We start from the raw sequence: 24,873 nt of genomic DNA on the forward strand, positions 1-24,873 counted from the left end.
TCACCAGTGTTCTCCTTAGGCGTTGTCCTGTCCTTCAGGCGACGCTTGAACATGGGAGTCGGAGCAATAGCGCAACGATTTAGATCGAAGGAAATACAAGATGGCTAAGTTCAACCCCAACATGCTCGTCCCCGCCGAAAAACAGGGCAACACCAGCAATGCACGGTCGGCCAAGGAGGTGCTGGTCGCGAACATCGACAAGCAAAAGCACCTCTTCAACAACCCTGAAGACGATGGAAAGCCCACCTTCAAGGTCGATGGCGACAACGTGCTGTTCACGCTCCGCGTGTCCAACACTGCACTGGTTCTTGGGCAGTATGAGCAGGATGGCGTGAAGGCCGATGTTCGCGAAATGCAGGTGCCCAAGGCCCACTTTGTCGAGGCACTGGACTTTCTCAAGGACAAGGTGGTCGCCGGGGAGATGGATTCCCAGCTGGCCGCACTGGACGAGAAGAAGCAGGCTCGCGTGGCCAAGCTGCGGGCGACCAGGGCAGCTGGAAAGGACAAGGCAAAAGCCTAGTCCGCTTCCCTTACTCCACCCCACCGGGGCCGCCACTGTGCGGCCCCCTTTTCTATCTGCTGTTGACTTCCTGGTAACTAGCTGCGCCTAACGGGCTTCCAGTTTGATGGAGGACACTATGGCAGACTTTACCGATCTCATTGATGACGATCTTGAAGATGGCTTCGACGCTCCGGTCTATAAGCCTGAGAAGCATCGCAAGCGCATGGTGAGCCTGATTAAGAAGGTGCGCGAGCAGCATGGCAAAGGCCAAACTCGTGGTAAGCTGATGTGGCGCGTGGGCAATAATGACGCCATTAGCTTCTCGCCCGTTCTATCTGGTAGCCCTGTGATGATCGCAGGCAAGACAACCAACTATGTCCCCGCAGAGCGGTTTGGTGACTTCCTCGACAAGCTGGAAAAGGCTGTCACGGAGGGCAAGCTAGACGATGAAATCCAGGATGCGGTCGAAGGCGATGCCACTCCGCAAAGCAACGCAAAGCGCGCTCGCGGCACGACCGGGGCGAGCAAAGACCCCAACCATCCCAAGTTCACCGATCCCAACTGGTCCACCTATAGCAGTGGCGAGCGGATCAAGCGCGGTCTGGCTTACAAGGCTGAGCAGGAAGGCTGACACAAGAAAGCCCTGGCAATCAGCTTTTCATCTCCCAGGCTTAGTCCAAGGAAACAGCTTCTATGGTCGCAAAAGCAAAGTCGGCTTCGGCTGGCGCAGCGGCATCAAAACCAAAACGACCTGCGTTCAAGAACGAACCGTTTGACTATGACCCAGGCGAGAGCACGCCGACCTTTGATAGGTCTCTCGTGCGAAAGCCCTTGTTCCGGTATCTCGGCAAGTTCGAGGAGGGGGAAGTCGAGCCTGACGACTGGCCAGTAACGGTTCACATGGAAGCGCACCATCACGTTCAGATGGCTATAACGCCGCAGTTCTATCCCGGCAGCTCTGGGTGGATTGAGAAAATCAAAGCGCGAATGGCTGAGATGGCAGACCACGATCTGCCTGCACAGAGCAATGGTGCGTTCCACACTCTCGATCCATCATATACAGACGAGATATATCGCATACTCATGGATGGGGTTGTCCGCGAGGATTGGGGTCAATGGCTTGCCAATCATGATGCCCGCATAGGAGCAAGAACGTGGGATCTTTATGCCACTGGCGATAAGCGGTATTGGGGTCGCAGACCGTTTTTCTACAACAGCTATCTAGGGCCTCAATCTCGCGCGTTTGTAGAGTTGTCCATCTTCGACGATGCAACGATGACGCTTTTCAAACTCGCGTTCGGAGGAAAGTAGGGGCAGCGGGGGCCTAAGACTAAGAAAGCCCTGGGCCACTATGATACCCAGGGCTTTCCCTCTCTGAAGCGTTCGGGGGCGAAGACTGAATTCCCCGGAACGTCCTATTTATGCTTTGATAAAGCCCAGTTGTCGGCTCTCCGTGGCATACTCGGAAAGCGTCTTGCTCCCCTTCCAATGTATGTCACGCTCAACTCTAAGGCCTCCCGGGCCTCGGACTTCCCATATCTCGTCCAGGCTGATGTAGCCCATTTCAGGCGTTCCAAAGCCAAGATCGGCAAGGCCAAACGCTAGACCATCATCGTCAATCTCGGTTAGCAGCCAAGTGCCGCTCGTCCATGGAAGGAAGAGTTTGGCGACCGGCACAAAGTCCTGTTCCTCCTCGGTCCCTTTGACCTTATCCTGCTCCTTGCCGTTCGCGTGAAGCTGCTGGAGGGCTTCCACCCCTAGTAGTGCTACAAGGTCCATTATCCGTTCTCTCCAGGCACGACGCGGGGCGAACGAAGCTCAGGACTGGCACCTGACCAATCCACATTGTTGGCAATCCATTCGGGGATCCATTCCCAATCGTAGGGGCGATCCCAACACTCCTCTTTGACAGTCACCCAATCGGCATCGGCTGCGTCTACCCAGCCGAGAACGGTCAAGCGCAGGTGACTGGTGCCTAGGTTCTCGCGGCATCGATCTACTTGGGCTCTCAAGCCCTTTTGCCCGGTATTCCCGCGCATCAATTCTAGCACCGCCTCCCATAGACAGGCTGCTGTCTCCAGACTGGCGGGTTGGTAGGTATCATTTTGCATGTGGCATCTCCTGTTTTTGCCACAGGTCAGCCACGACATCGCCAGCCCAAGAAGTCACCTGATTTCTGGTGATTATTCTGGTCGCCTAGAATGCGACGAGTTGCCAAATCAGGAGTAGGAAACTGGTTCAGGTGATGTCTTGATGTTCTGGCATGGACAACAAGGAATAGGCCATGCAGATCGACTTTGAAGCACTCGCAGAATTCGCCGAAACCACTTTCGACTTTGATGAGCGGTTCGAGGACGACGAGTTTGGTTGCCAGTTTGATGGCATGGCACTGTTCGTGACGAGGACACAGGATTGCTTCCGCATCGAAGCTAATCAGGAAGTTCTGGAACTGCCCCGCTGAGAGGCCTACCAGCTATGTCCGTTGCGGCAGTAGGACTGGAAACCAGCATTGTCGGTGTAAGCCCATTTTATCTGCGGCTCGCCACAATGAATGCAGGTTTGAACCTCACGATCGTCCGATTTGAACCAGCTTTTAATCCAAGCAATCATCTCATTTCTCCTGACCGCCCGGATTTATTTCTGGTTTCTTTTTTGCGGCGCTGGTGAAATTGTAAACTACGGCAAGCACCGCCACAATACCGACCATGCCGAAACATACGCATCAGGGCATATAGGCTCCTTCTAAGAGCGTGCCATCTTTGTCGAAGGTCCAGCTGCCATACTCGTCGGGCTGAACCTCGAAGGTCCCGTTTGGGTGAATAAGGATGCGGTCGATCAAGCGCCGCAACGCCATGTTCACCCGACCACGCGCTGCGATCCTGGTAGCGTCATCCTCGCTGGTCAGTTCATCTTCCAAAGCCCGAACCTCGTCAGCGTCCACGCTTTTGGAAGGCTGAGCGTCCTGTTGCGCTATCTCGCGCTCCAGCTGTTCGATCTGACCGCTGCGCTGCTCCATCTGTTTCTCGATCGCGCGAAGGCGAGCGTTGATTGCATTGCTGGGACCGGCAGCAAGGGCATCGACCAGATTGGCCGTGGTTTGTTCATCGACTAGCTGGAGCCGCTGCAACTCGGCCGCTTCGCGCTTCAACGGGGCTAGGGGATCAGAGCGGCTTTTATCACCTGCGAGACGAGGCAGCATTTCTTGAAGGATCGTGTCCTCCACGAAATCGTAATTTAGGACTTCATTGTTGTCGCATTCAAAGCGGCGGCGCGCTCGATCACAACGAAGCCGCCGATAGGTCTTGCGCTTGTAATTGACGACCTCGCCGTTGGTCTTGGTGTATCGCTGGACGCTGTCCGTGGTGTGTTCAAAGTGAGCGCCTCCGCCACACTGCGAACAAACGACCATCTGTGCCAAGAGATTGCGGTTCTGATTGCGCGACCGCCTTTGATTGCCTTTCCGCATGGCCAGCGTTGCCTGAACCCGGTTCCACTTTTCCGCGCTGATTGCCTGAGGGAAGAAGTCCGAGGCTAGGGTTACACCTTCCCGCGTGACGTATTCACCTAGCACGGCCCGCTTGGTGAGCAGCCGATAGACGTAGCTGTAGAACCACCCATTGTTTTGCCGCTTATGTGAGGCTGGCATCCAGGTCGGCTCTGCGCGATCGTTCAACTTCGTTGTAATGAGGTGGATGCCGCAGCCATCAATATAGAGGTCGAAAATCTCGTTCAGGACTGCCGTGCGATGCGGGTTCAGGACCAGCTCGTCGCCTTCTCGATCAATCCAATGAGGAAGGTGAGGAACGGCGACCTTCTTCCCATCGCTGATAGCGGCGAACCTCGCAGCCCAGCTGTCGGCGGTGCGTCGGCTCTTCTTCGCGCTTTCCTCGTGGCTCTGCTGCGCCAGCAGGATCAGCTTGAAGAGGTCCATCATGTCGCCATCGCGATCAGCAGAGTAGATATGCTGGTCGTGGTAGGTTGCAACGCTGACGCCGTTTTCATTCAAGGCCCAGATCAGCTGAGCCGCGGCCTTCGCGCCCTGGCGGCTCAATCGGTCGATATTCTCGACCACCAGGACTTTGCCATCGTGGAGGCCATTTCTCGCTTCAATCTCAAAAGTGTGGAGCGCCGATCCTTCAAGCCTGTTCGCGCCATGAAAGGCTGAACGACCTTCATCTGTGATGACGTTTTCGACCTGCCAGCCTTGTTCTTCCGCAAAGCTGGTTCCGAGGGTTTTCTGACGTTCTAGGCTGTAGCCTTTGCTTTGCTCCGAGGTGGAGAAGCGGGCATAAATTACACTGGTTTGCACGGGCAGTTCTCCGGGCGCGGGGTGCGCTCCAGTTTTATCCTACGTGCATAGCATATTGGACACGCGCCGGATAGCTGACGTGGGCGTTGGCGCGGGCGACATCGACTTTTCCGGCTTCGAGCGGCTGGCGCAGGCTGTCGAGCGCCGGGCGCTGGAACTCGGGCAATTCGTCGAGAAACAAGACTCCCAGGTGCGCGAGGCTGACTTCGCCCGGTTTCACCTTCAGCCCGCCGCCGGTCAGGGCCGCCATGCTGGCGCTGTGGTGCGGCGCGCGAAAGGGGCGGGCACGGCTGATGCGGCCTTCTTCGAGCAGGCCGCTGACCGAATGGACCATCGAAATCTCGAGCGCTTCGGCGCTGGATAGCGGCGGCAGGATGCCGGGCAGGCACGAGGCGAGGAGGCTCTTGCCCGCTCCGGGCGGACCGATCATCAGCAAATTGTGGTTTCCAGCAGCGGCGATTTCGAGCGCGCGCTTGGCGCTTTCCTGTCCCTTCACTTGCTTGAGATCGGGACCGTGCGAAGGTTCCTCGACCGCGCCGACCTGCGGTTCGGGAAGCCGGTTCGCGCCCTTCAGATGCGATAGCAGCGCGGGCAAGTCGGGTGCAGCGATGACCGGCACGCCCTGCGCCCACTTCGCTTCGGAGCCTTGCGCCGCGGGACAGATCAGCCCGACTTCGAGCCCGGCGGCGTGCATTCCGGCGAGGAGCACGCCGGGCGAGGCGGCAATCCGTGCGTCGAGCGAGAGTTCGCCGACGACCAGCCAGTCGTTCATCTGCTCGGCATCGACCACGCCCATTGCCGCCAGCAGCGCGAGCGCGATTGGAAGGTCGTAGTGCGAACCTTCCTTGGGCAGGTCCGCCGGTGAGAGGTTGATGGTGATGCGCTTGGGCGGAAGGGCGAGGCCCATGGCGGATAGCGCCGCCTGCACGCGCTCGCGGCTTTCGCCCACCGCCTTGTCGGGCAAACCGACGACGCTGAATTTCGGCAGGCCGGGCGCGACTTGGCACTGCACCTCGACGGTGCGCGCTTCTAGGCCCAGGTAAGCGGCGGTTTTGACAGTTGCGACCAATGTTTCCCCCGCCGGGCGGGCCGGCTCCCATGACAGGCGCAAAGCCATAGAAACAAAGTGATACTGTGTGGTAAACGGATCGAACACAGTCGGCCGCGGAAATTCGCGAATCGCTTGACTTGGTGAGGCCCGGTGGGTAAGCGCGCGGCAGAAATCGGGTGGCCGCCTTTCGCGAGCGCGGCCCTTTTTATTTGGCTCGTCCGCGTTCGATGCGGCATCGGTCAAGCAGTTTAGGTAAGGATACTTCTCATGAAGCGGACTTTTCAGCCGAGCAATCTGGTTCGCGCCCGCCGTCACGGTTTCTTCGCCCGCAAGGCGACGCCGGGTGGCCGCAAGGTTCTGCGCGCACGCCGCAAGCGTGGCCGCAAGAAGCTCTGCGCGTAACATCCATTTGCGCAACGCGCGCGGTCTGACGGCCGTGCGGCCGCGTTCAATCGTGCATTCAGGCGGGTCCCGTTCGGGGCCCGTTTGCGTTTTCATGACCACGCTCCGCCGCTAGGTTGCCCGCGCATTATGCCAAGCGAACCTACTCCTTCCGTCATCCGCAAGCGTGCCGATTTCCTGCGCGCCAATCGCGGTAAGCGGGTTGCGCGGCCCGGCTTCATCGTGCTCGCCCATCCGAACGACGGGAAGGGTAAGCGCTACGGCATCACGGTGACGAAGAAGATCGGCAATGCCGTCGTCCGCAACCGGATGAAGCGCCGTTTTCGCGAACTGCTGCGCGCCGAACTGCCACTGGGCGGCCTACCGGACCACGATTACGTGTTGATAGGGCGCGATGGCGGGGTCGAGCGGGACTTCGCAGCGATGCGCGCGGAACTTGCCCGCGCGCTCGAAAAGCTGGCGAAAGGCGAAGCGGATCCGCCGCGGCGCCACGGCAATCGCGGGCGCAAACCGCGGGAATTCCAGCGCAAATGAAACATGTGCTCATCGCGGTTGCTCGGGCGTGGCAATGGGGGCCGAGCCGCCTGCTGCCCCCGACCTGCCGGTTCCAGCCTACCTGCTCCGCCTACGCGATCGAAGCGGTGCAAAAATTTGGGGCGATCAAGGGTGGATGGCTGGCGCTTAAGCGTATAATGCGCTGCCACCCTTGGGGCGGCCACGGGCATGATCCGGTGCCGTGACGGGCCAAAGTGTTTTAGGTTGATAATACAGCTGCTCGGCCTACATCCGGTGGATTGGCCGGATGGGCTGACGGCGGGCGGTATGTTTAGGCCCGCCAATCACGACTGACGGAAAGTATTTCGGTTTGGACAATCAGCGCAATCTCCTTCTCGCGGTCCTCTTGTCCGCGGTCCTGCTGTTCGGATGGGACGCGGGGATGCGCTTCCTCTATCCCGATACCGAGGGCGTCACTGCGTCCGAGCGCGAGGATGCGCCCACCCAGCGTGCGTCCGGCTCCATCCGCGAAGGCGAGGGCGCAGCGATCGACGTCCCCCGCGGCGAGATCGGCACGCAAAGCACCGGTGCGCGCGGCCCGGTGTCGCTCGACAGCGCGCTAGGCGCAGGCGGCCGGATCGACATCGCTTCACCGCTCGTCAGCGGCTCCGTCAATCCGATCGGGGCGCAGATCGACGACATTACCCTCAACGATTACCGGCAGTCGGTAGACCGGGACAGCGGACCGATCCGCATCTTCGCGCCCGAAGGCACGGACGCGCAGCAATATGCGCGCTTCGGCTTCCTCGAGAACGGCCAGGTCGCAACTCCGGAGGATGCCGTATGGCAGACGAGCGGCGGCACGCTGGCGCCGGGCAATCCGATTACGCTGACCCGGCAGGGATCGGGCGGGCTGACCTACACGGTGCGCCTGTCGATCGACGAGCGCTACATGATTACCGCCGAACAGAGCGTCGCCAACCGCGGCGGCAGCGCTGCGGTCGTTCAGCCGTTCGCCCTGGTCGCACGGACCAGCGAGACTGCGAGCGCCGACATCTGGAACGCGCATTCCGGCCCCATCGGCGGCTTCGCGGGAACGGTGAATTACGAGCCCGACTACGACGAACTGGACGAGGCGGGCACGATCTCGCCCGCCGGCGCGCCGGACTGGATCGGCTTTACCGACATCTACTGGCTCTCCGCCCTCATTCCGGACCCGGATGCCGCGCCCGAAGCGACCTTCCGTTCGCTGGGCGGCGATACGTACCGCGCGGACCTCATCTACGCGCCGCTGACCGTCGCGCCGGGGCAGGAGATCACGCGCACGACCCGCCTGTTCGCAGGCGCCAAGGACAGCTCGATCCTCGATGCCTATCAGGATGCAGGGGTCACCAACTTCGGCCTCGCGATCGACTGGGGCTGGTTCCGCTGGTTCGAGAAGCCGATCCTGTGGCTGCTGCTGCAGTTCAATGCGCTAACGGGCAATTTCGGAGTGGCGATCATCCTCCTCACCGTGATGATCCGCCTCATTCTGTTCCCCATCGCACAGAAGCAGTTCGCCAGCATGGCCGCGATGAAGGCGATCCAGCCGAAGATGAAGGCGGTGCAGGAACGGCACAAGGACGACAAGCAGAAGCAGCAGCAGGAAATCATGAAGCTGTACAAGGAGGAGAAGGTCAATCCGCTCGCCGGCTGCCTTCCGATCCTCATACAGATCCCGATCTTCTTCGCGCTCTACAAGGTGCTGATCCTCGCCATCGAGATGCGGCACGAGCCCTTCATATTGTGGATCAGGGATTTGAGCGCGCCCGATCCGGCGTATATCCTGAACCTGTTCGGCCTCCTGCCGTTCACGCCGCCGAGTTTCCTCGGCATTGGCGTGCTGGCAGTGCTGCTCGGCATCACGATGTGGCTAACCTTCAAGCTCAATCCTGCTGCGATGGACCCCGTGCAGCAGCAGATCTTCAACATCATGCCGTGGGTGCTGATGTTCGTGATGGCGCCGTTCGCGGCCGGCCTGCTGCTCTACTGGGTAACCAACAACCTGCTGACGCTGGCGCAGCAAAGCTACCTCTATTCCAAGAACCCGCAGCTTCGCGCCGCGGCCGAAAAGGAGAGGGCGGAAAAGGCGAAGGCCGCCGCTGCAGCTAATGATGGATGAGCCAGAGGCCAACACTGCCAGCGAGGCGGAGCGGGAGCGCGAGCGCGCCGCACTGGCCAGGCAGGCGGCGAAGCTGTTTTCGGGGCGCGTTGACTTCCTCCTTTCCGCTCCGCAGCTCAAGTTCCTGCCCGACCCGAGCGTGCCGGAAATAGCCTTCGCCGGCCGCTCTAACGTCGGCAAGTCGTCGCTGCTGAACGCCATCACCGGACGCAAGTCCATCGCCCGCGCCTCGGTCACGCCGGGCCGCACGCAGGAACTCAACATCTTCGAAGTGGGCGACCCGACGCTGTTCCGGCTGGTCGACATGCCCGGCTACGGTTTCGCCAAGGCTCCGCCGAAGGTGGTCGAGAACTGGAAGAAGCTCGTGCGCACCTATCTGCGCGGGCGGGCGGTGCTGCACCGCACGCTGGTGTTGATCGACAGCCGCCACGGCCTCAAGGACGTAGACCGCGAGATGATGACCATGCTCGACGAAGCTGCGGTCGGATACCGCCTCGTATTAACGAAGGCGGACAAGCTCAAGGCGAGCGTGCTCGACGAAGTTGCGGCGAAGGTCGCCGAGGAATCGCGCAAGCACGTCGCCGCCTATCCCGAACTTCACGTAACCAGTGCGGAAAAGGGGCTGGGCCTTCCCGAACTGCGCTCGGCGATCCTGCTGGACGCGGGCGTTGCCGAAACGCGGTAGCGGTCCGAGCGGGGCAATCGCAGGGTCAGGCCGTTCGACCTCGACAGTGTGGGGATGAAACCTTACTGCCCGGAACCGGTGGGACAAAGGTACGCGCGATGAAGTTGATTATCGGAAACAAGAATTACTCGAGCTGGTCCCTGCGCGCATGGCTGTCGGTCAAGCAGTCGGGCCTTTCGTTCGAGGAACTGACGGTCAATATCTACGGCGACGACTGGCAGGCGGCGAAGCGCGAATCGGACGACATCATGCCGTCGGGCAAGGTTCCGATCCTGTGGGACGACGAAACGGTCGTGTGGGACAGCCTCGCGATCCTCGAATATTTGGGCGACAAGATCGGACGCGAGCGTTTCTGGCCCAAGGACGAAACGGCGCGCGGCATGGCCCGCTCGATGGTCAGCGAAATGCACAGCTCCTATGCCGCGCTGCGGCAGGTTTGCCCGATGAACATCCGCAAGCGGTTCGAAGGGGTGATAGTGCCCGAAGAAGTGCGCAGCGACATTGTGCGCATTCTGCAGCTGTGGGCGGAAGCCCGCGCGCGCTTCGGTCAGGGGGGACCCTATCTGTTCGGCACGTTCGGCGCGGCTGACATCTTCTACGCGCCGGTCGTGAGCCGCTTCCTAACCTACGGCATCGGCGTTCCGGGCTTTGCGCGCGGCTACATGGAAGCCGTGTGGGAGCACGACTGGATGCAGCAGTGGATCGCCGCTGCCGAAGACGAGGAATGGGTTATCGAGCAATACGAGGCTGCGCCCGCACAATGAGACTGATTATCGCCGCGCTCTGCCTGTGGGCGCTTATTCTTCCCGGCGAGGCCCGCGCATGGGGCGACTTCGCGCACCGCAAGACGGCCGAGATCGCGGAAGCGAATGTCTCGCCCGAGGTTCGCGCAAAGATCGACCGGCTACTCAGATCCGCGGACGATCTCGGCACGCCCGAATGCGCGCTCGAGACGCTCGAGGATGCAAGCGTGTGGCCCGACTGCATCCGCCGTACACGTTGGCGCTGGGGCTATACGGCGGCTTGGCACTACCGCACCGCGCCGATTTGCGAAGCCTTCAACCCGCGCGCGAACTGCGAGGGCGGGAACTGCGTGACGGCCCAGATCGAGCGGGGCCACCGCATACTTGCCGACGAAAGCCTGCCCGATGCCGTGCGCCTCGAAGCGCTCGCCTTCATGGTACACTTCGCCGGCGACGTGCATATGCCGCTTCACTCGGGTGATCGCGAGGACCGCGGCGGCAACGACCGGGAGGCGGACTACGGCTTCGTGCCGAAACTCAACTTGCACTGGATCTGGGACGGTCCTCTTGCTGAGCGTGCGATCACCGATACCGACGATCCCGTCGTGCGCCGATATTCCGCGGCGGAGCGGACGGAGCTCGGCGGCGGCGATCCGGCCGACTGGGGCCGCGAAAGCTGGCAGATAAGCCGCGGCTTCGTCTATCCCACTGCCTTCGATACCGAAGACGTATGCGGCGAAGCGCTGCCGGACAGCACCGCGCTGACGCAGGAGGATATCGCACGCGGCATCCCCATCGCCCGGCGCCGGGTGCAGCAGGCAGGCGTCCGCATTGCGGAGCGGCTCGAAAGCGCCTTCGCGCCCGGCCCTCTGCCGGAGCCCGCGAGAGACTAGGCCGGCCGCTCGATGTCGTACGGCGTGCCGTCCTTCCTGAAGTAACCTTCCGGCGTAAAGACCAGATCGATGTCGGGGTATTCGCCGCGATCTTCCTCGCGCGGACCGCCGCTGACCGCGATGTAGACGCAGGGGAGATCGCCGCGGTTGTGCAGGTGGTGGCCGTTACGCTCGCCCGCCGGCCATGCGAGGATATCGCCCGGACCGACGGGAATTTCTCCCGCGTCCTCGATCAGCACCGCTTCGCCTTGGAGGATGAACACCATCTCGTCCTGCGCTTCGTGCCAGTGCCGCTGCGACGAATAGGCACCCGGTTCCAGCACGACGTGGCTCGCGCCGAGCTTCGTCAGCCCCGCGGGCGGCGCGAGGCGGCGGTAATGCCGTCCCTCTACGTCCTTGTTGAAAGGCGCAGGATAGCCGGTCGCGTTGGTTTGCGGGATCGCATCAAGATCGAGCTTGGGCATATCGAGTTACTCCTGCTAGCGAGGCGAGTATGAGCGATAGCCTCGAATACGCCAAGCGCCTGATCGAAGCCGAAAGCGTCACGCCTGCGCGCGGTGCCGTCTTCGATGCGATGGAGGCGATGCTGCAGCCTCTCGGCTTCACCGTCAGCCGCTTCACGCGGGGCGAGGGCGTAGAGGGTACACCGGAAGAGCCGGTGGAGAACCTGTTCGCAATCCGCGAGGGGCCGGCAGGCTCGAAGCACTTCGCTTTCGCCGGCCATCTCGACGTGGTGCCCCCGGGCGACGGCTGGACGAGCGACGCGTTCGGACCAGAGATACGCGGCGACCTGCTCTACGGGCGCGGCGCGGTCGACATGAAAGGTGCGATCGCATGTATGGTCGATGCGGTCGCTGCCGTGCCGCAGGATGCCGGCACGATCAGCTTCATCATCACCGGCGACGAGGAAGGTCCGGCGCTGCACGGCACGCGCGCTTTGATCGACTGGATGGAGGAGGCCGGGCACCGGCCCGACCTCTGCCTCGTCGGCGAACCGACTAGCGTAAACCGCCTTGGCGACATGATGAAGATCGGGCGGCGCGGATCGCTCAATATTTGGCTCGAGGTCACGGGATCGCAGGGCCACGTCGCCTATCCGCACCTCGCCGATAACCCGATACCGCGGCTGATCGCGATCCTTGCGGAGCTTGACGCACTGGTGCTTGACGAGGGGACCGACTGGTTCCAGCCGAGCAATCTCGAGATTACCGAAATCGACGCAATGAACCGCGCGCACAACGTCATTCCGGGAAAGGCGAAGGCGCGCATCTCGATCCGCTTCAACGATACACATTCGGGCGCGTCGCTGTCGGAACTGGTTGGCAAGGTCGCCGAAAAGCACGGCGGCACCGCACTGCCCATCATCAGCGGCGAACCGTTCCTTACCCCGCCTGGTATGTTTTCAGACCTCATCGCCGAAGCGGTCGAGGCCGAGACCGGCGTCAGGCCGGAAGCCTCGACCACCGGCGGCACCTCCGACGCGCGCTTCCTGCGCAGCGTCTGCCCGGTAATCGAGTTCGGCCTCGTCAACGCGACGATGCATAAGACCGACGAGGCAGTAGCGCTGGCCGACCTCGATACGCTAAGCCGCATCTACACGCGGATCGCGCGGGGAGCCTTGGCGCAGTAAGGGGACGCTGACATGAAATTCTGGTTCGGCATTCCGCTATGGCAGCGGGTCGTCGCGGCATTGGTGCTGGGCGTCATCGTCGGCCTCCTGTGGGGACCGGGGGCGGAAAGCATCAAGTTCATCGGCGACATCTTCATCGCCTTCATCAAGATGCTAGTCGTGCCGCTGATCTTCTTCAGCCTTGTGGCGGGCGTGGCGGCCATCGGCGATCTCCGGAAACTCGGCGCGGTCGGCTGGCGCGCGCTGCTGATTTTCGTCGTGACCGGACAGGTGGCGGTATGGCTCGGCCTAGCGCTCGGCACGATCTTCGAGCCCGGCGTAGGCCTCGATACCAGCGCGATCCAGATGGGGGCGGTCCCCGAGCCGGCGCCGACAAGCTGGCGCGAGATGCTGCTCGGCATGGTTCCGCAAAGCCCGGTGCAGGTGATGGCGGACGTCAACGTGCTGCCGCTCATCATCTTCTCGATGCTGATCGGGATCGGTATCCTAATGGCGCAGGGCGAGGGCGAGCCGGCGCAGCGCATCTTCGATTCGGGCTCGATCGTGATGCAGAAAGTCACGATCATCGTGATGGAGCTGACCCCCTTCGGCGTCTTCGCACTGATGGCATGGGTCGCCGGCACGCTGGGCGTTCCTGCGCTGCTTGCGCTCGGCAAGCTGGTGGCGATGAACTACCTCGGCTGCTTCCTCATCATCGGTGTGATGTATGTTGCGATCGTCAAGCTATTGGCGAAGCTGCCGATCATGGATTTCTTCCGCGGGATCGTGGACGCGATCGCGGTCGCCTATTCCACCGCAAGCTCGAACGCGACACTGCCGGTGACGATGCGCTGCGTGGAGCGGAACCTCGGCGTCAGCCGCTCGGTGACGAGCTTTACCACCTCGCTCGGCGCGACGATCAACATGGACGGCACGGCGATGTATCTAGGCCTCGCTACGCTGTTCGGCGCGCAGATTTTCGGCGTGGATCTGAGCGCGGGCGATTACGTCACGATTGCGGTGCTGGCAACGCTGGGCTCGGTCGGCGCGGCGGGCATTCCAGGGGCGGGCCTCATCATGATGGCGGCGGTCTTCACCGCGGTCGACGTGCCGCTCGAGACGATCGCCTTCGTCGCCGGCGTGGACCGGATCATGGACATGATGCGCACCGCGACGAATGTCAGCGGCGATGCGGCTGTGGCGGTAACGGTGGGCGTGATGACGGGCGAGATCGACAAGGCGGAGATGATCAGCGCGGACGATGTGTGATGACGCCGCGCAGAAAAAAGCGCCGCCGAAGCACGTGGCCCGGCGACGCTTTACAACAGTGATCTTTTTCAATCAGGCGTAGGATACAGATACATTCTGCCGCCGCTTGCCGGCCCGCATCGAGAAACCGACTGCCGCGAAACCGAACATGAGCAAAGCCCATGTACCCGGTTCAGGGACGGCTGCGGTCAAGGGCTGCGGATTGGCTGAGCCGATTACGGTACCGGGCGCGAGTTGAACGCCGAATACGGTATTGATCGCACCCGAAGACGCGTCGGTCAGCGACAGGGAAAGGCCGCTGCCGATGTTGAACAGGGGTACTACGCCAAGCATCATGCCGTTGGCGCTGACGTTCCCGCTCACCAGAAGCGCTTCGGTATCGATGAGGAAGTTGGACAGCGAAAGAACTGCGCTGTCGTTGAAGAGTTCAAGGCCCGAGCCGTCATGCTCGATCAGGGCATTGCCGCCGTCAACCTCGCCACCGGTGATGGGGAAGGTAAACGTGGGTATCCCGTCATTCACCGTCACGGTCGCCGTACCCGTAGCGCGCGCATCAATTCCGGCTCCGGCAAGCGTCGGTGCGGCATCGAGTGTAACATCGGTTTCGCCGCCGACGATCTCGACAGCGTGAGCGGGGGTGGTGAGTGCGGTCGCAGCCAATGCCAGCGGCGCAAACGCCTTCGTCATTAAGGTCATGCATTCCTCCTTCGAAAGCCCGCCCACAAAGTTAAACAATTATTAACCATAAAGTTCCGCTACGAAATCTGTCCCAATCGTCCCGAAACGGAGCGACACTCAGTTTGTGGCGGCGGTCTTGCGCCCTTTCGGCTTTTCCAGGACCTTCTTGCGGAAGCTGCACAAGTCGACCACGGCGCACCTCCAGCATTCGGGCGTGCGCGCTTTGCAGACATAGCGGCCGTGCAGGATAAGCAAGTGATGTGCGCCTAGACGGAAGGGCTGCGGCACGCGTTTTTCCAGCTTCGCCTCGACCTGCTCCGGCGTTTTGCCTTTCGCCACGCCGGTGCGGTTGCCGACACGGAAGATGTGCGTATCGACCGCGAAGGCTTCCTGTCCGAACCAGCAGTTGAGCACGACGTTCGCAGTCTTGCGGCCAACGCCGGGCAATCGCACGAGGTCCTCGCGGGTGTCCGGAACCTCGCTGCCGTATTCGTCCACCAGCAGCTGCGACAGCGCAATGACGTTCTTCGCTTTCGAGTTGAACAGGCCGATGGTCTTGATGTGCTTCTTGAGGCCCTCTTCGCCCAACCCCAGCATCTGCTCCGGCGTCTCGACCTTCGCGAACAGGCTGCGCGTCGCCTTGTTAACGCCGACGTCGGTCGCCTGCGCCGACAGGGCGACCGCGACCACGAGCTGGTAGGCATTGCCGTATTCGAGTTCGGTCTCGGGCTCGGGGTTGTCCTCGGCCAGCCGCCGGAAGAACTCGAAAATCTGGTCCTTGGTCACGTGAGGCCGAGGACGTCGTTCATGGTGTAGCGGCCCGCGTCGCGTCCGATCAGCCAGTGCGCCGCCTTCACCGCGCCGCGTGCGAAGATCATCCGATTCTCTGCGCTATGAGCGAGGGTGATGCGCTCCTCGTTACCTGCAAAGATTACCGAGTGTTCACCCGCCACCGTCCCGCCGCGCAGCGCCGCGAAACCGATCGCGCCCTCGGCCCGCGCACCCGTATGGCCGTCCCGTCCGCTTTCGGTGTTTTCCCCAAGCTCGATCCCGCGCCCTGCCGCCGCCGCTTCGCCCAGCAGCAATGCCGTGCCCGAGGGCGCATCGACCTTCATCCGGTGATGCATCTCGACGATCTCGATATCCCAGTCCGTGCCCAGCCGCCCGGCGGCCTCCCGCACCAGATGAGCGAGCAGCGTCACCCCGAGCGAGGTGTTACCGGTCTGGAGCACCGGAATGGCCCGCGCCGCATCGTCGATCATTGCGTGATGCTCGGCCGACAGCCCGGTCGTGCCGATGACGAGCGGAATGCCGGCGACCCGCGCCGCGCCGAGATTGGCGTCGAGCGCTTCAGGCCTCGAGAAGTCGACCAGGACGTCGGCCTCGCTCGCCAGCGGTCCGGCGCTTTCGCCCCGGTCGACGCCGCCAGCAATTTCGTGTCCTGCGTCCGCCACAGCCTGCGCCAGCGCCTGTCCCATGCGTCCCTTGCTGCCGATGATGCCGATGCGCGCCATTGCCGTTCCTTATTATCGGAGGCGATCGCCGCACCCCTTTGCTCTGCCCTATCGCTTCGCTACTTGAGGGCAATGAGCGACATTCGCAACATCGTCGTCCTGACCGGGGCGGGCATATCCGCCGAAAGCGGTATCCAGACCTTTCGCGCCGAGGACGGGCTGTGGGAAGAGCACCGGGTGGAGGACGTCGCGACGCCCGAAGCCTTCGCTCGCGATCCCGAACTCGTACAGCGTTTCTACGACACGCGGCGTGCGGCCGTCCAGACCAAGCATCCCAATCCCGCGCACGAGGCGCTCGCCCGGCTGGAGCGCGAGTGGGACGGCTCCCTTCTGATCGTCACGCAGAACATCGACGACCTCCACGAGCGGGCCGGGGCGAAGAACGTGCTGCACATGCACGGGGAGATCCTGAACGCGTGGTGCCGCGCCTGCGACGTTCGCTCGAAGTGGACGGGTTCGCTCATTGATGCCCCCGGCTGTCCCGAATGCGGCGAAAGCGCGCTTCGGCCCGACATCGTCTGGTTCGGCGAAATGCCCTACGAGATGGAGCGCATCTACCGCGCGCTCCATGCAGCCGACCTGTTCGTCAGTATCGGTACGAGTGGCGCGGTCTATCCCGCCGCCGGATTCGTCTGCGAAGCCGCCGCGGCAGGCGCGCGCACGCTCGAACTCAATCTCGATCGCAGCGAAGGCTCGCACCACTTCGGCGAAAGCCGGCTCGGGAAGGCAGGCGAACTGGTGCCGCAATGGGTCGACGAAGTACTCGCCGCGCAGTGACGACAGGGCCTAGCGGGAGGTGCTTTTCGATCCGCGTTAACTATCAAAACCCTCGGTTCGCCTCAAACAGCGCTCAAATCGTCCCCTTGCGGTAGTCCAAACGCCGCACCGTTCATTGACAGGCAAGGGCTCGCTGAACAGGCAGTCGTTCGATGTCCGCACAGCGCCGGTTTGTGCCGGTCTGCGGGCGGAAGAAGGATTGCGAGGGGTCGCAGTTGCCTGCGGGTAAGATGCGCCCGCCAGATGCGAGTATTGAAGGAGTAAGTTAATGACGAATATTGCTAGCAAGGCCAAATTGGCTGTCCTGATCGGAGCCATGGCGCTGCCGATGGGCGCGGTTTCCGCTCAGGATGCAGGTACAGTCGGCGAAAATATCGATGTGTACGGCGAGCGGATGCAGGACGGTCCGACGATCGAGGGCGTCATTTCGGCGCGCCGCGACAACCAGATGCAGGTGACCGCAACCGACGGCACGAGCACTGTGATCACGCTCGACGACAACACCCAGATCCGGGGCAAGGGCGGGTTCCTCGGCCTCGGCAGCAAGGACCGCGCAGCCGACGCGCTGCTCAACGGCCTTCCCGTAACGGTCGAGACGAAGCAACTCGGCACCGAACTCATCGCCAGCGAAGTCGACTTCAAGAACGAGGATCAGGAAGTCGCCGCGATGATCCGCAGCGGTACGGCCCAGGGCTTCGCCGAGCAGACCGCTGCGACCGACGCTTTGCGCAACCGTGTTGCCGACATCGACCAGTACAACGTGAAGGGTACGACGAACGTGTTCTTCGACACCGGCAAGCACCAGCTTTCGGACCGCGCGGAAACCGAGCTGTGCTCTGCCGCCGCCGAAGCGCAGTCGATGGACAACGCCCTGCTGCTCGTCGTGGGTTACACCGATTCGACCGGCGACTACGACTTCAACCAGCAGCTCAGCGAAAAGCGCGCGAGCCGTGTGGTGAACTACCTGCAGCAGGCTTGCGGCTGGAAGCCGTACCGGATGCTGACGCCGACGGGCATGGCCGAAGCCGACCCGTTGGCGGACAACGAGAGCGAAGCGGGCAAGGCACAGAACCGCCGCGTGGCGGTGAACATCCTCGTCAGCAAGAGCGTCGACGGACTGTAGGACGCGCTGATTGGTTAGTTGAGGACGGGGCGGGCGGCTCGGGTCGCTCGCCCCGTTTTCTATTGCGCGCCGCACCCCTTGCACGCCGGGTCTTTCGCGATGCTAATGGTGCGCATGCCGGGCTTCATCCCGTCGAGCACGTGGAGGCGGCCCCATTGCGGATTGCCGAAGGCGGCCTTGCCGGCCAGCAGGACCCGGATGGCTTGAAGTGCAGCGAAGGTACCGACCCAGCCCGCCATCGCGCCAAGCATGCCGTCCTCTGCGCAGGTATCGCAGTCGTCCGCATCGAAGGCATCGCCGACGAAACACCGGTAGCAGGGAACGTCCGGCAGATGCCCGGCGAAGGCCGCGACCTGGCCCTGGAACCTGCCGACTGCGGCTGACAGCAGCGGGATGCCGAGCGCCGTGCAGGCGTCCGAAACCGCGAGCCTCGTCGAGAAATTGTCGCAGCCGTCGAGCACCAGGTCCATGCCGCCCAGCAGTTCGCCCGCATTGCCCGCGTCGATGCGCCAGTCGCTGATCGAAACCGACAGGCCGGCGTCGAAATTGGCGAGCCAGCGGCGGGCGGATACCGCCTTGCCGTGGCCGATGTCGCGCTCTGCGAACATGGTCTGGCGCTGCAAATTGCTCGCGTCCACGCGGTCGTCGTCGATCAATGCCAGGTGGCCGACCCCCGCCGCCGCCAGATACTGGAGCGCGGGATTACCGATCCCGCCGATGCCGACGAAGGCAACCTTCATTTCGGCAAGCGCTGCCTGACCCGCGCCGCCGATTTCGGGAAGCACGATATGCCGCGCAAAGCGGTCCAGGCGGTCGGCGGATATGCTCATGGAAAGGCTGTCTACAGCCTGTGCGTAGCGTGTCGATATGTGAGTGGCGCCGGGGCGCCTTGGCTCAGCTTTCGAGCTGCCGCAGCAGGCTGCGCACGTCGCCGTCCATATCGGCGTCGCGGGTCCGCAGATCTTCGATCAGCCGCACCGCATGGATGACGGTCGAGTGGTCGCGCCCGCCGAACTTGCGGCCGATTTCCGGGTAGCTGCGCGGCGTAAGTACCTTGGAGAGATACATCGCTACCTGCCGCGGGCGAACCACGGCGCGCGCGCGGCGCTTCGAGGACATTTCGCTGCGGTCGATGCGGTAGAACTGGCAGACGGTGCGCTGGATCTCGTCGATGGTGATCCGGCGGCGGTTGGCCGAAAGGATGTCGGTCAGCTGCTCTTCGGCGAGCTGCAGCGACACTTCCTGCCCCGTCAGCTGCGCGTAGGCGATCAGCTTGTTGAGCCCGCCGACGAGTTCGCGGATGTTGCGAGTGATCGTGCGCGCGAGGAAGTCGATTACATCGTCCGGCACTTCGAGCGGGGCGAAGCGCGTCAGCTTCGATTCGAGGATCGAGCGGCGCAGTTCGATGTCGGCCGCTTGAATGTCGGCGACAAGACCCATCGACAGGCGCGAGAGAAGCCGCGGCTCCACCCCGTCGAGCGCTTGCGGTGCGCGGTCGGCGGCGAAGACCAGTCGCTTGCCTTCGGCCAGCAGCGCGTCGATCGTGTAGAGCAGTTCCTCTTGCGCGCTCGCCTTGCCGATGATGAACTGAATATCGTCAACGAGCAGCAGATCGAAACTTCTGAGGCGCGCCTTGAACTCGATCATCTGGTTCTGCTTCAGCGCCTGGACGAACTCGACCATGAAGCGCTCGGCGCTGCAGTAGAAGATGCGCGCGCGGGGGTGGGCGTTCAGATAGGAGTGGCCGATCGCGTGGAGCAGGTGCGTCTTGCCCTGACCCGTCGCAGCCTTGAGATAGAGCGGCGAGAACTGCGGCTGTTCGCTCGCCGACATGCGCTGTGCGGCATTGCAGGCAAGGACATTGGCCTCGCCCGTCACGAAAGCGGCGAAGGTCAGCGACGGGTCGAGCCCGACCGACGAGACGAAACCTGCGTTGCCCATGTGATCGTTGGCGATGGCGATGACGCCGCCGTGTCCGCCGTCGTTCGCTGCGCGCCGACCGGACGAAAGCCCGCCTTCCGCGAGGTTGAGCTCGGGCAGCTGCCGCCGTCCCGGATGCACGCTGATACGGACATGGCGCACGTTGCTGCGGGCGATCTTCCACGCGAGCGACAGGCGGTCCGCGAAGCGGTCCTGGACCCAGTTGGCGCTGAATTCGGTGGGGAGGTAGAGGTCGAGCGTTCCGGTCTCCTCGCAGAAGCCGCCGACCTGGATGGGCTTGATCCACTGGCTGTGAAGCTGGTGGCCGAGATCCTTGCGAAGTCCCTGGCTGATATCGGACCAGTCCGCCGCCAGGTTCACCGCTTCGAGATCTTCCATCAAATCCTCACTTGTCCGCCGCCGTGCTTCAGCAACTGTTTTCTTGACCATATCGCACCCCAAATCTGCCGGCTCGCGGCGCTATCTCTGGCACCGCTTCAAACCGGTAACCCAGCTCTGCCGACCCACTCCTCCACAAGATGCAGACACAGCACCGCCATACTCCGGAATCGGCTGATTGCCGGGGTTTTCGGGCTATGTTTGCGATCCTAAAAGACAACCGGTCCCACCCGGTCGATGGTCATTATCTATGAGCGCCGACGGGCTTTGAGCAAGGGTGTAAATTGTCAAAAATCCGAAATAATCGCCTTGACTCCATGAGACCCGCAGGCGGCCATTTAACCATATGTATAAACCGGTTTTTCGCGTTCCGGATCACGCGAATCGCGGATAAAACGTGGATTGAGAAAAGTTATAAAACGCGTTTCCCGCGCAGTTGTGCGAACGCACGCAGAACGCGCTCGTAAAACGAAAATGGGCCAGTGCTCGCGCACTGACCCATTATGATACTTTCGGGGCTCTGAAGAGAACCGCTGGATGCCGAATCGTCCCGCCGTTTCGAACGGAGCGCGAATCGTCCAGTCTGATTAGAGAGCGGCGACCCGCTTCGACAGGCGCGACATTTTACGCGAGGCGGTATTCTTGTGATAGACGCCGCGGGCTACACCGCGCGCCAGTTCGGGCTGCGCGTTGCGAAGAGCTTCTTCGGCTTCCTTCTTGTCGCCGCCTTCGATGGCCGTCTCGACCTTCTTGATGAACCCGCGGATACGGCTGCGGCGGGCGGTGTTGATCGCTTCCCGGTTCTGGTTCCGACGGATGCGCTTCGTTGCTTGCGGCGTATTGGCCATGTTCGTCCTTCTATCGGGCCGAAACGTGCGGCCGATCCTTCATTTGCTCTAATAGGGTGTTCGGCAAGTGACTCGCCGGAAAGCGCGCGCCTTAGCCATCGCGCCTCTCCGGGTCAATGATAAGGTGCGCAAACGCGCGATTCAATCACTTTTGGCATTTGGGGCAGAACCACGTGCTGCGCCCGCCCTGAACGATCCGGCGCACCGTTCCCGTATCGCAGCTTTGGCAGGATTCGCCCTCACGGCCGTAGACGGCGAAGCGGGTGGCGAAATAGCCGAGCTGCCCGTCGGGCTGGGCGTAATCGCGCAAGGTGGAGCCGCCGTCGCGAATGGATTGCTCCAGCACGCAGCGGATCGCGGGGATCAGGCGGCGCAGCGCCGGGCGCGAGACCTTGCCGCCAGCCTTGCGGGGATGAATGCCGGCCCGGTGGAGGGCTTCGCAAACATAGATGTTGCCGAGCCCCGCAACGATGCGCTGGTCGAGCAGCAGCAGCTTGATCGCCTGCTTGCGGTCCTTGAGCGCGCGATGGAGATGTTCGGCATCGAGCGCATCGTGGCCGAGCGGCTCCGGCCCCAGCGCCGAAATCCCCGGCCAATCCTGGACCGCATTCTCGGCGACGAGATCGACCCAGCCGAAGCGCCGCGCATCGTTGAGCGCGAAGACATGGCCGCCGCTTTCGATAACGAGATGGTCGTGCCGATCCGCGGTTTCGGGGTCGATCCGCCACCTGCCGCTCATACCGAGGTGGAAGATCATGGTCTGCTGCCGGTCGGTATGGACGAGGCCGTATTTCGCACGCCGCGAAAGGCCGGTCACACGCGCGCCGGTCAGCATCTGGACCAGATCCGGCGGGAAGGGACGGCGCATGTCCGGCCGGTTCACCGCGACGCGGTCGATCCGCTGGCCGTCCAGAAGTCGCGCCAGACCGCGCACGGTTGTTTCGACTTCGGGAAGTTCCGGCATGCGAAGCTAGGTAAGACCCTTTGCCAGCGTTGCAATTCCTGCCTAAGGCTGGCGCCCATGAAAGACACAGTTTCCTTCGGCTACGAAGATATCCCGGCGGATGAGAAAACCGGGCGCGTCGGTGCGGTGTTCAGCCAGGTCGCGGCGAAATACGACCTCATGAACGACGCAATGTCGGGCGGAATGCACCGCCTCTGGAAAGACCGCTTCGTGCGCCGGGTGAAGCCGCAGGTGGACGAGGCGATCCTCGACATGGCGGGGGGAACGGGCGACATCGCCTTCCGCATGGCGAAGCGCGGCGCGAACGTGACTGTTAGCGACATCAACCAGGACATGCTCGACGTCGGGATCGAACGCGCGATGGAACGCGGTATCGACGGGCTCGTCTGGTCGCGCCAGAACGCGGAGGAACTGGCGTTCTCCTCGCGGGTGTTCGACGCCTACACGATTGCCTTCGGCATCCGCAACGTCACTCACATCGGCAAAGCGCTGGCAGAGGCACACCGGGTACTGAAGCACGGGGGGCGCTTCTTCTGCCTCGAGTTTTCGAGCACCGAATGGCCCGGCTTCAAGGACGTTTACGACGCCTATTCGCACAAGGTCATGCCGAAGATGGGCAAGCTGATCGCGCAGGACGAGGAAAGCTATCGCTATCTCGCCGAATCGATCCGCCGCTTCCCCAAGATGGCGGAGTTCGAGCGGATGATCGGCGAGGCGGGCTTTACCCAGACGCATGTCGAACCGATCCTCGGCGGCGCCGTCGCCATTCATAGTGGGTGGAAAATCTAGCAAGTGACGCGGCCCGCGACGCATATCTGGCGGCTCGGTAAATGGGCCCGGATCCTCGCGCGGCACGGGGCGCTGCGCGGTATCCAGAACGATCCCAATACGCCCATGCCGGTGAAGCGGCTGATCGGGCTGTTCTCCATCGGTACGGTCAAGTCGCGCGAGCCCGACTACGCCGGCGCTTTCCGCGCGATCGGCCCGGCCGCGATCAAGCTAGGCCAGACGCTCGCGACCCGGCCCGATCTCGTCGGGGAAGAAGCGGCGCGCAATCTCCTCAGCCTGCAGGACAATCTGCCGCCGGTCGATTTCGCGCTGATCCGCGATACCATCGAATCGAGCTTCGAGCAGCCGCTCGAGGCGCTGTTCAGCGAGTTCGACGACACGCCCATCGGTGCCGCCTCGATCGCGCAGGTCCACAAAGCCGTGACGACCGAGGGGCGGCAGGTCGCGGTCAAGGTGCTGCGCCCCGGCGTGCGCGAGCGGTTCGCCAAGGACATCCAGACCTATGAATGGGCCGCCGCGCAGCTCGAAAGCTTCGGCGGGGAAGCAGCGCGCCTGCGCCCGCGGCTGACCATCGCCAATTTCAAACGCTGGACGCTGCGCGAACTCGATCTCAGGCGCGAGGCGGCTTCCGCTTCGGAACTGGCGGAGATCATGGTCGGTGCCGAGGGCTACGAGATACCCGGCATCGACTGGGACCGGACCAACGGCCGGGTCATGACCATCGACTGGATCGACGGGGTCAAGATTTCGGATACCGAGGCGATCCGCGCCGCGGGCCACGACATGGACGAGCTTGCCAGCCGCCTCGTCATCGCGTTCCTGCAGCAAGCCATCGCGGCGGGCTTCTTCCATGCCGACATGCACCAGGGCAATCTGTTCGTGCGTTCCGACGGTACGATCGTCGCAATCGACTTCGGCATCATGGGGCGGATCGACAAACAGGCCCGCCGCTGGCTGGCAGAAATTCTCTACGGCCTCACAACGGGCGATTACCGGCGCGTCGCCGAAATTCATTTCGAAGCGCAGTACGTGCCGAGCTATCACAATGTCGACGAGTTCGCGACGGCGCTGCGCGCGGTGGGCGAGCCGATGCGCGGCAAGCCGGTAAGCGAGCTCAGCGTCGGCCAGATGCTCGACGGTCTGTTCGCCATCACCCGCGACTTCGATATGCAGACCCAGCCGCACTTGCTGCTGCTGCAAAAGACGATGGTGATGGTCGAGGGGATCGCGACCCAGCTCAATCCCGGCATCAACATGTGGGATGTCTCCGCGCCTTACGTGCGTAATTGGATTCGGGACGAACTCGGACCCGAAGCCGCGATCGCCGACCGTATCCGCGAGGATACCGAGACCCTGCTGCGGCTGCCCCAGCTTATCCGCCGGATAGAAGAGCGCTTTCCGCCGAGGGGCGGCGCGCCCGAACCGCCGCCGTTGCCTGACGTGGAACTGCTGCGTGACAGCCGGCCGGCGGGCCTCAGGGCACTCGGCTACATCGCGGCGGCGCTTGCCGGCGGAGCGCTGACATGGCTCGCGGCCGCATCCGGCTGGATCGCCTGACCTTGCTTCGGCGAATGAGCCCTAAGGGTTAACGATAGCGGAGGCCGCGTTAACCATGAAGATTATGCCTGCGACAACGATAATCGCCCATAGAAAAGCTTGGATTTTTCTGCCTCGCGGCGTTTTCGGCCTTGCCCGCCTGAATGGGGCAAAGCGGGAAGGGCGTGCTGGCATAAGCGATCGGG

Annotated in this window: 29 protein-coding genes and 1 pseudogene; 18 read left to right on the forward strand and 12 right to left on the reverse strand. The window is 62.6% G+C overall.

Features of this window, described 5'->3' with window-relative positions; all coding sequences use genetic code 11:
* Nucleotides 1–100: 100 nt before the first annotated feature.
* From HUV48_RS07395 to HUV48_RS07405, 3 genes are all read left to right on the forward strand, one after another.
* Complete coding sequence (locus HUV48_RS07395; RefSeq protein ID WP_176267140.1) at nucleotides 101–520, forward strand: hypothetical protein; 420 nt, start codon at nucleotides 101–103, stop codon at nucleotides 518–520.
* A 118-nt stretch (nucleotides 521–638) separates the two neighbouring features.
* Nucleotides 639–1,133: a hypothetical protein gene (locus HUV48_RS07400; RefSeq protein ID WP_176267141.1), complete on the forward strand. Its 495-nt coding sequence runs from the start codon at nucleotides 639–641 to the stop codon at nucleotides 1,131–1,133.
* 62 nt (nucleotides 1,134–1,195) lie between these two features.
* Nucleotides 1,196–1,813 (forward strand): hypothetical protein, encoded by a 618-nt coding sequence (locus HUV48_RS07405; protein ID WP_176267142.1) that lies wholly within the window; start codon nucleotides 1,196–1,198, stop codon nucleotides 1,811–1,813.
* Nucleotides 1,814–1,921: 108 nt separating this feature from the next.
* Here the strand turns inward: HUV48_RS07405 and HUV48_RS07410 are convergent, their stop codons facing one another.
* Both HUV48_RS07410 and HUV48_RS07415 read right to left on the reverse strand, forming a co-directional pair.
* The gene (locus tag HUV48_RS07410; RefSeq protein WP_176267143.1) at nucleotides 1,922–2,281 is read right to left on the reverse strand and encodes a DUF2958 domain-containing protein; all 360 of its coding nucleotides are present in this window, start codon (nucleotides 2,279–2,281) and stop codon (nucleotides 1,922–1,924) included.
* The gene (locus HUV48_RS07415) at nucleotides 2,281–2,613 is read right to left on the reverse strand and encodes a hypothetical protein (RefSeq protein ID WP_176267144.1); all 333 of its coding nucleotides are present in this window, start codon (nucleotides 2,611–2,613) and stop codon (nucleotides 2,281–2,283) included. Before HUV48_RS07415 ends, HUV48_RS07410 begins: the two co-directional genes overlap by 1 nt.
* A gap of 173 nt (nucleotides 2,614–2,786) precedes the next feature.
* Here HUV48_RS07415 and HUV48_RS07420 point away from each other — a divergent pair, with 173 nt between their 5' ends.
* Nucleotides 2,787–2,963: a hypothetical protein gene (locus HUV48_RS07420; protein ID WP_176267145.1), complete on the forward strand. Its 177-nt coding sequence runs from the start codon at nucleotides 2,787–2,789 to the stop codon at nucleotides 2,961–2,963.
* A gap of 14 nt (nucleotides 2,964–2,977) precedes the next feature.
* The gene (locus HUV48_RS07425) at nucleotides 2,978–3,169 is read left to right on the forward strand and encodes a hypothetical protein (protein WP_176267146.1); all 192 of its coding nucleotides are present in this window, start codon (nucleotides 2,978–2,980) and stop codon (nucleotides 3,167–3,169) included.
* 55 nt (nucleotides 3,170–3,224) lie between these two features.
* Here HUV48_RS07425 and HUV48_RS07430 read toward each other — a convergent pair whose 3' ends face one another.
* Nucleotides 3,225–4,811, reverse strand: a complete 1,587-nt coding sequence (locus HUV48_RS07430) for a recombinase family protein (protein WP_176267147.1) — start codon at nucleotides 4,809–4,811, stop codon at nucleotides 3,225–3,227.
* Between the two features lie 55 nt (nucleotides 4,812–4,866).
* A pseudogene (locus HUV48_RS07435) lies at nucleotides 4,867–5,880 on the reverse strand (YifB family Mg chelatase-like AAA ATPase); the annotation flags it as partial.
* A gap of 249 nt (nucleotides 5,881–6,129) precedes the next feature.
* Here HUV48_RS07435 and rpmH point away from each other — a divergent pair.
* From rpmH to HUV48_RS07470, 7 genes are all read left to right on the forward strand, one after another.
* Nucleotides 6,130–6,264 (forward strand): 50S ribosomal protein L34, encoded by a 135-nt coding sequence (gene rpmH, locus HUV48_RS07440; protein WP_034955521.1) that lies wholly within the window; start codon nucleotides 6,130–6,132, stop codon nucleotides 6,262–6,264.
* A gap of 129 nt (nucleotides 6,265–6,393) precedes the next feature.
* The gene (rnpA, locus tag HUV48_RS07445; RefSeq protein WP_176267148.1) at nucleotides 6,394–6,798 is read left to right on the forward strand and encodes a ribonuclease P protein component; all 405 of its coding nucleotides are present in this window, start codon (nucleotides 6,394–6,396) and stop codon (nucleotides 6,796–6,798) included.
* A complete protein-coding gene (yidD, locus tag HUV48_RS07450) occupies nucleotides 6,795–7,004 on the forward strand; it encodes a membrane protein insertion efficiency factor YidD (RefSeq protein WP_176267149.1) in 210 nt (69 codons plus the stop codon). The genes rnpA and yidD overlap by 4 nt, the downstream gene beginning before the upstream one ends.
* A gap of 125 nt (nucleotides 7,005–7,129) precedes the next feature.
* Nucleotides 7,130–8,920, forward strand: a complete 1,791-nt coding sequence (gene yidC, locus HUV48_RS07455; protein ID WP_176267150.1) for a membrane protein insertase YidC — start codon at nucleotides 7,130–7,132, stop codon at nucleotides 8,918–8,920.
* Complete coding sequence (gene yihA, locus HUV48_RS07460; RefSeq protein WP_217906755.1) at nucleotides 8,913–9,605, forward strand: ribosome biogenesis GTP-binding protein YihA/YsxC; 693 nt, start codon at nucleotides 8,913–8,915, stop codon at nucleotides 9,603–9,605. Before yidC ends, yihA begins: the two co-directional genes overlap by 8 nt.
* A gap of 98 nt (nucleotides 9,606–9,703) precedes the next feature.
* Nucleotides 9,704–10,369 (forward strand): glutathione S-transferase family protein, encoded by a 666-nt coding sequence (locus tag HUV48_RS07465; protein ID WP_176267152.1) that lies wholly within the window; start codon nucleotides 9,704–9,706, stop codon nucleotides 10,367–10,369.
* Nucleotides 10,366–11,241, forward strand: a complete 876-nt coding sequence (locus HUV48_RS07470) for a S1/P1 nuclease (protein ID WP_176267153.1) — start codon at nucleotides 10,366–10,368, stop codon at nucleotides 11,239–11,241. The genes HUV48_RS07465 and HUV48_RS07470 overlap by 4 nt, the downstream gene beginning before the upstream one ends.
* Here the strand turns inward: HUV48_RS07470 and HUV48_RS07475 are convergent.
* A complete protein-coding gene (locus tag HUV48_RS07475) occupies nucleotides 11,238–11,705 on the reverse strand; it encodes a cupin domain-containing protein (RefSeq protein ID WP_176267154.1) in 468 nt (155 codons plus the stop codon). The two genes, HUV48_RS07470 and HUV48_RS07475, sit on opposite strands and share 4 nt — an antisense overlap.
* Before the next feature lie 29 nt (nucleotides 11,706–11,734).
* On the opposite strand from HUV48_RS07475, the gene dapE reads away from it, so the two are divergent.
* Nucleotides 11,735–12,871: a succinyl-diaminopimelate desuccinylase gene (gene dapE / locus HUV48_RS07480; protein ID WP_176267155.1), complete on the forward strand. Its 1,137-nt coding sequence runs from the start codon at nucleotides 11,735–11,737 to the stop codon at nucleotides 12,869–12,871.
* A gap of 12 nt (nucleotides 12,872–12,883) precedes the next feature.
* A complete protein-coding gene (locus HUV48_RS07485) occupies nucleotides 12,884–14,119 on the forward strand; it encodes a dicarboxylate/amino acid:cation symporter (RefSeq protein WP_176267156.1) in 1,236 nt (411 codons plus the stop codon).
* A gap of 72 nt (nucleotides 14,120–14,191) precedes the next feature.
* Here HUV48_RS07485 and HUV48_RS07490 read toward each other — a convergent pair whose 3' ends face one another.
* The 3 genes from HUV48_RS07490 to dapB form a co-directional block, all read right to left on the reverse strand.
* Entirely contained in the window at nucleotides 14,192–14,815 is a 624-nt protein-coding gene (locus HUV48_RS07490; RefSeq protein WP_176267157.1) for a PEPxxWA-CTERM sorting domain-containing protein, read from the reverse strand.
* 99 nt (nucleotides 14,816–14,914) lie between these two features.
* On the reverse strand, nucleotides 14,915–15,583 hold the full coding sequence (gene nth, locus HUV48_RS07495; protein WP_176267158.1) for an endonuclease III: 669 nt from the start codon (nucleotides 15,581–15,583) through the stop codon (nucleotides 14,915–14,917).
* A complete protein-coding gene (gene dapB / locus HUV48_RS07500) occupies nucleotides 15,580–16,311 on the reverse strand; it encodes a 4-hydroxy-tetrahydrodipicolinate reductase (protein WP_176267159.1) in 732 nt (243 codons plus the stop codon). Before dapB ends, nth begins: the two co-directional genes overlap by 4 nt.
* A 72-nt stretch (nucleotides 16,312–16,383) precedes the next feature.
* Here dapB and HUV48_RS07505 point away from each other — a divergent pair, with 72 nt between their 5' ends.
* Nucleotides 16,384–17,088 carry an NAD-dependent deacylase gene (locus HUV48_RS07505; RefSeq protein WP_176267160.1) on the forward strand — a complete coding sequence of 235 codons (705 nt, stop codon included), beginning with the start codon at nucleotides 16,384–16,386 and terminating at the stop codon, nucleotides 17,086–17,088.
* Between the two features lie 268 nt (nucleotides 17,089–17,356).
* On the forward strand, nucleotides 17,357–18,211 hold the full coding sequence (locus tag HUV48_RS07510; protein ID WP_176267161.1) for an OmpA family protein: 855 nt from the start codon (nucleotides 17,357–17,359) through the stop codon (nucleotides 18,209–18,211).
* Between the two features lie 59 nt (nucleotides 18,212–18,270).
* On the opposite strand, the gene HUV48_RS07515 is transcribed toward HUV48_RS07510, so the two are convergent.
* The 4 genes from HUV48_RS07515 to mutM form a co-directional block, all read right to left on the reverse strand.
* A complete protein-coding gene (locus tag HUV48_RS07515; protein ID WP_176267162.1) occupies nucleotides 18,271–19,041 on the reverse strand; it encodes a HesA/MoeB/ThiF family protein in 771 nt (256 codons plus the stop codon).
* Between the two features lie 64 nt (nucleotides 19,042–19,105).
* On the reverse strand, nucleotides 19,106–20,530 hold the full coding sequence (gene dnaA / locus HUV48_RS07520) for a chromosomal replication initiator protein DnaA (protein WP_225871567.1): 1,425 nt from the start codon (nucleotides 20,528–20,530) through the stop codon (nucleotides 19,106–19,108).
* Between the two features lie 587 nt (nucleotides 20,531–21,117).
* Nucleotides 21,118–21,378 carry a 30S ribosomal protein S20 gene (gene rpsT, locus HUV48_RS07525; protein WP_176267164.1) on the reverse strand — a complete coding sequence of 87 codons (261 nt, stop codon included), beginning with the start codon at nucleotides 21,376–21,378 and terminating at the stop codon, nucleotides 21,118–21,120.
* A 145-nt stretch (nucleotides 21,379–21,523) separates the two neighbouring features.
* Nucleotides 21,524–22,342, reverse strand: coding sequence for a bifunctional DNA-formamidopyrimidine glycosylase/DNA-(apurinic or apyrimidinic site) lyase (mutM, locus tag HUV48_RS07530; RefSeq protein ID WP_176267165.1), 819 nt, complete (start codon nucleotides 22,340–22,342; stop codon nucleotides 21,524–21,526).
* A 57-nt stretch (nucleotides 22,343–22,399) separates the two neighbouring features.
* On the opposite strand from mutM, the gene HUV48_RS07535 reads away from it, so the two are divergent.
* A complete protein-coding gene (locus HUV48_RS07535) occupies nucleotides 22,400–23,131 on the forward strand; it encodes a class I SAM-dependent methyltransferase (RefSeq protein WP_176267166.1) in 732 nt (243 codons plus the stop codon).
* 3 nt (nucleotides 23,132–23,134) lie between these two features.
* The gene (gene ubiB, locus HUV48_RS07540; protein ID WP_176267167.1) at nucleotides 23,135–24,688 is read left to right on the forward strand and encodes a 2-polyprenylphenol 6-hydroxylase; all 1,554 of its coding nucleotides are present in this window, start codon (nucleotides 23,135–23,137) and stop codon (nucleotides 24,686–24,688) included.
* Nucleotides 24,689–24,873 lie beyond the last annotated feature (185 nt).

The sequence above is a fragment of the Qipengyuania atrilutea genome (assembly GCF_013370205.1).
In the GTDB taxonomy this organism is placed as follows: Bacteria; Pseudomonadota; Alphaproteobacteria; order Sphingomonadales; family Sphingomonadaceae; genus Actirhodobacter; species Actirhodobacter atriluteus.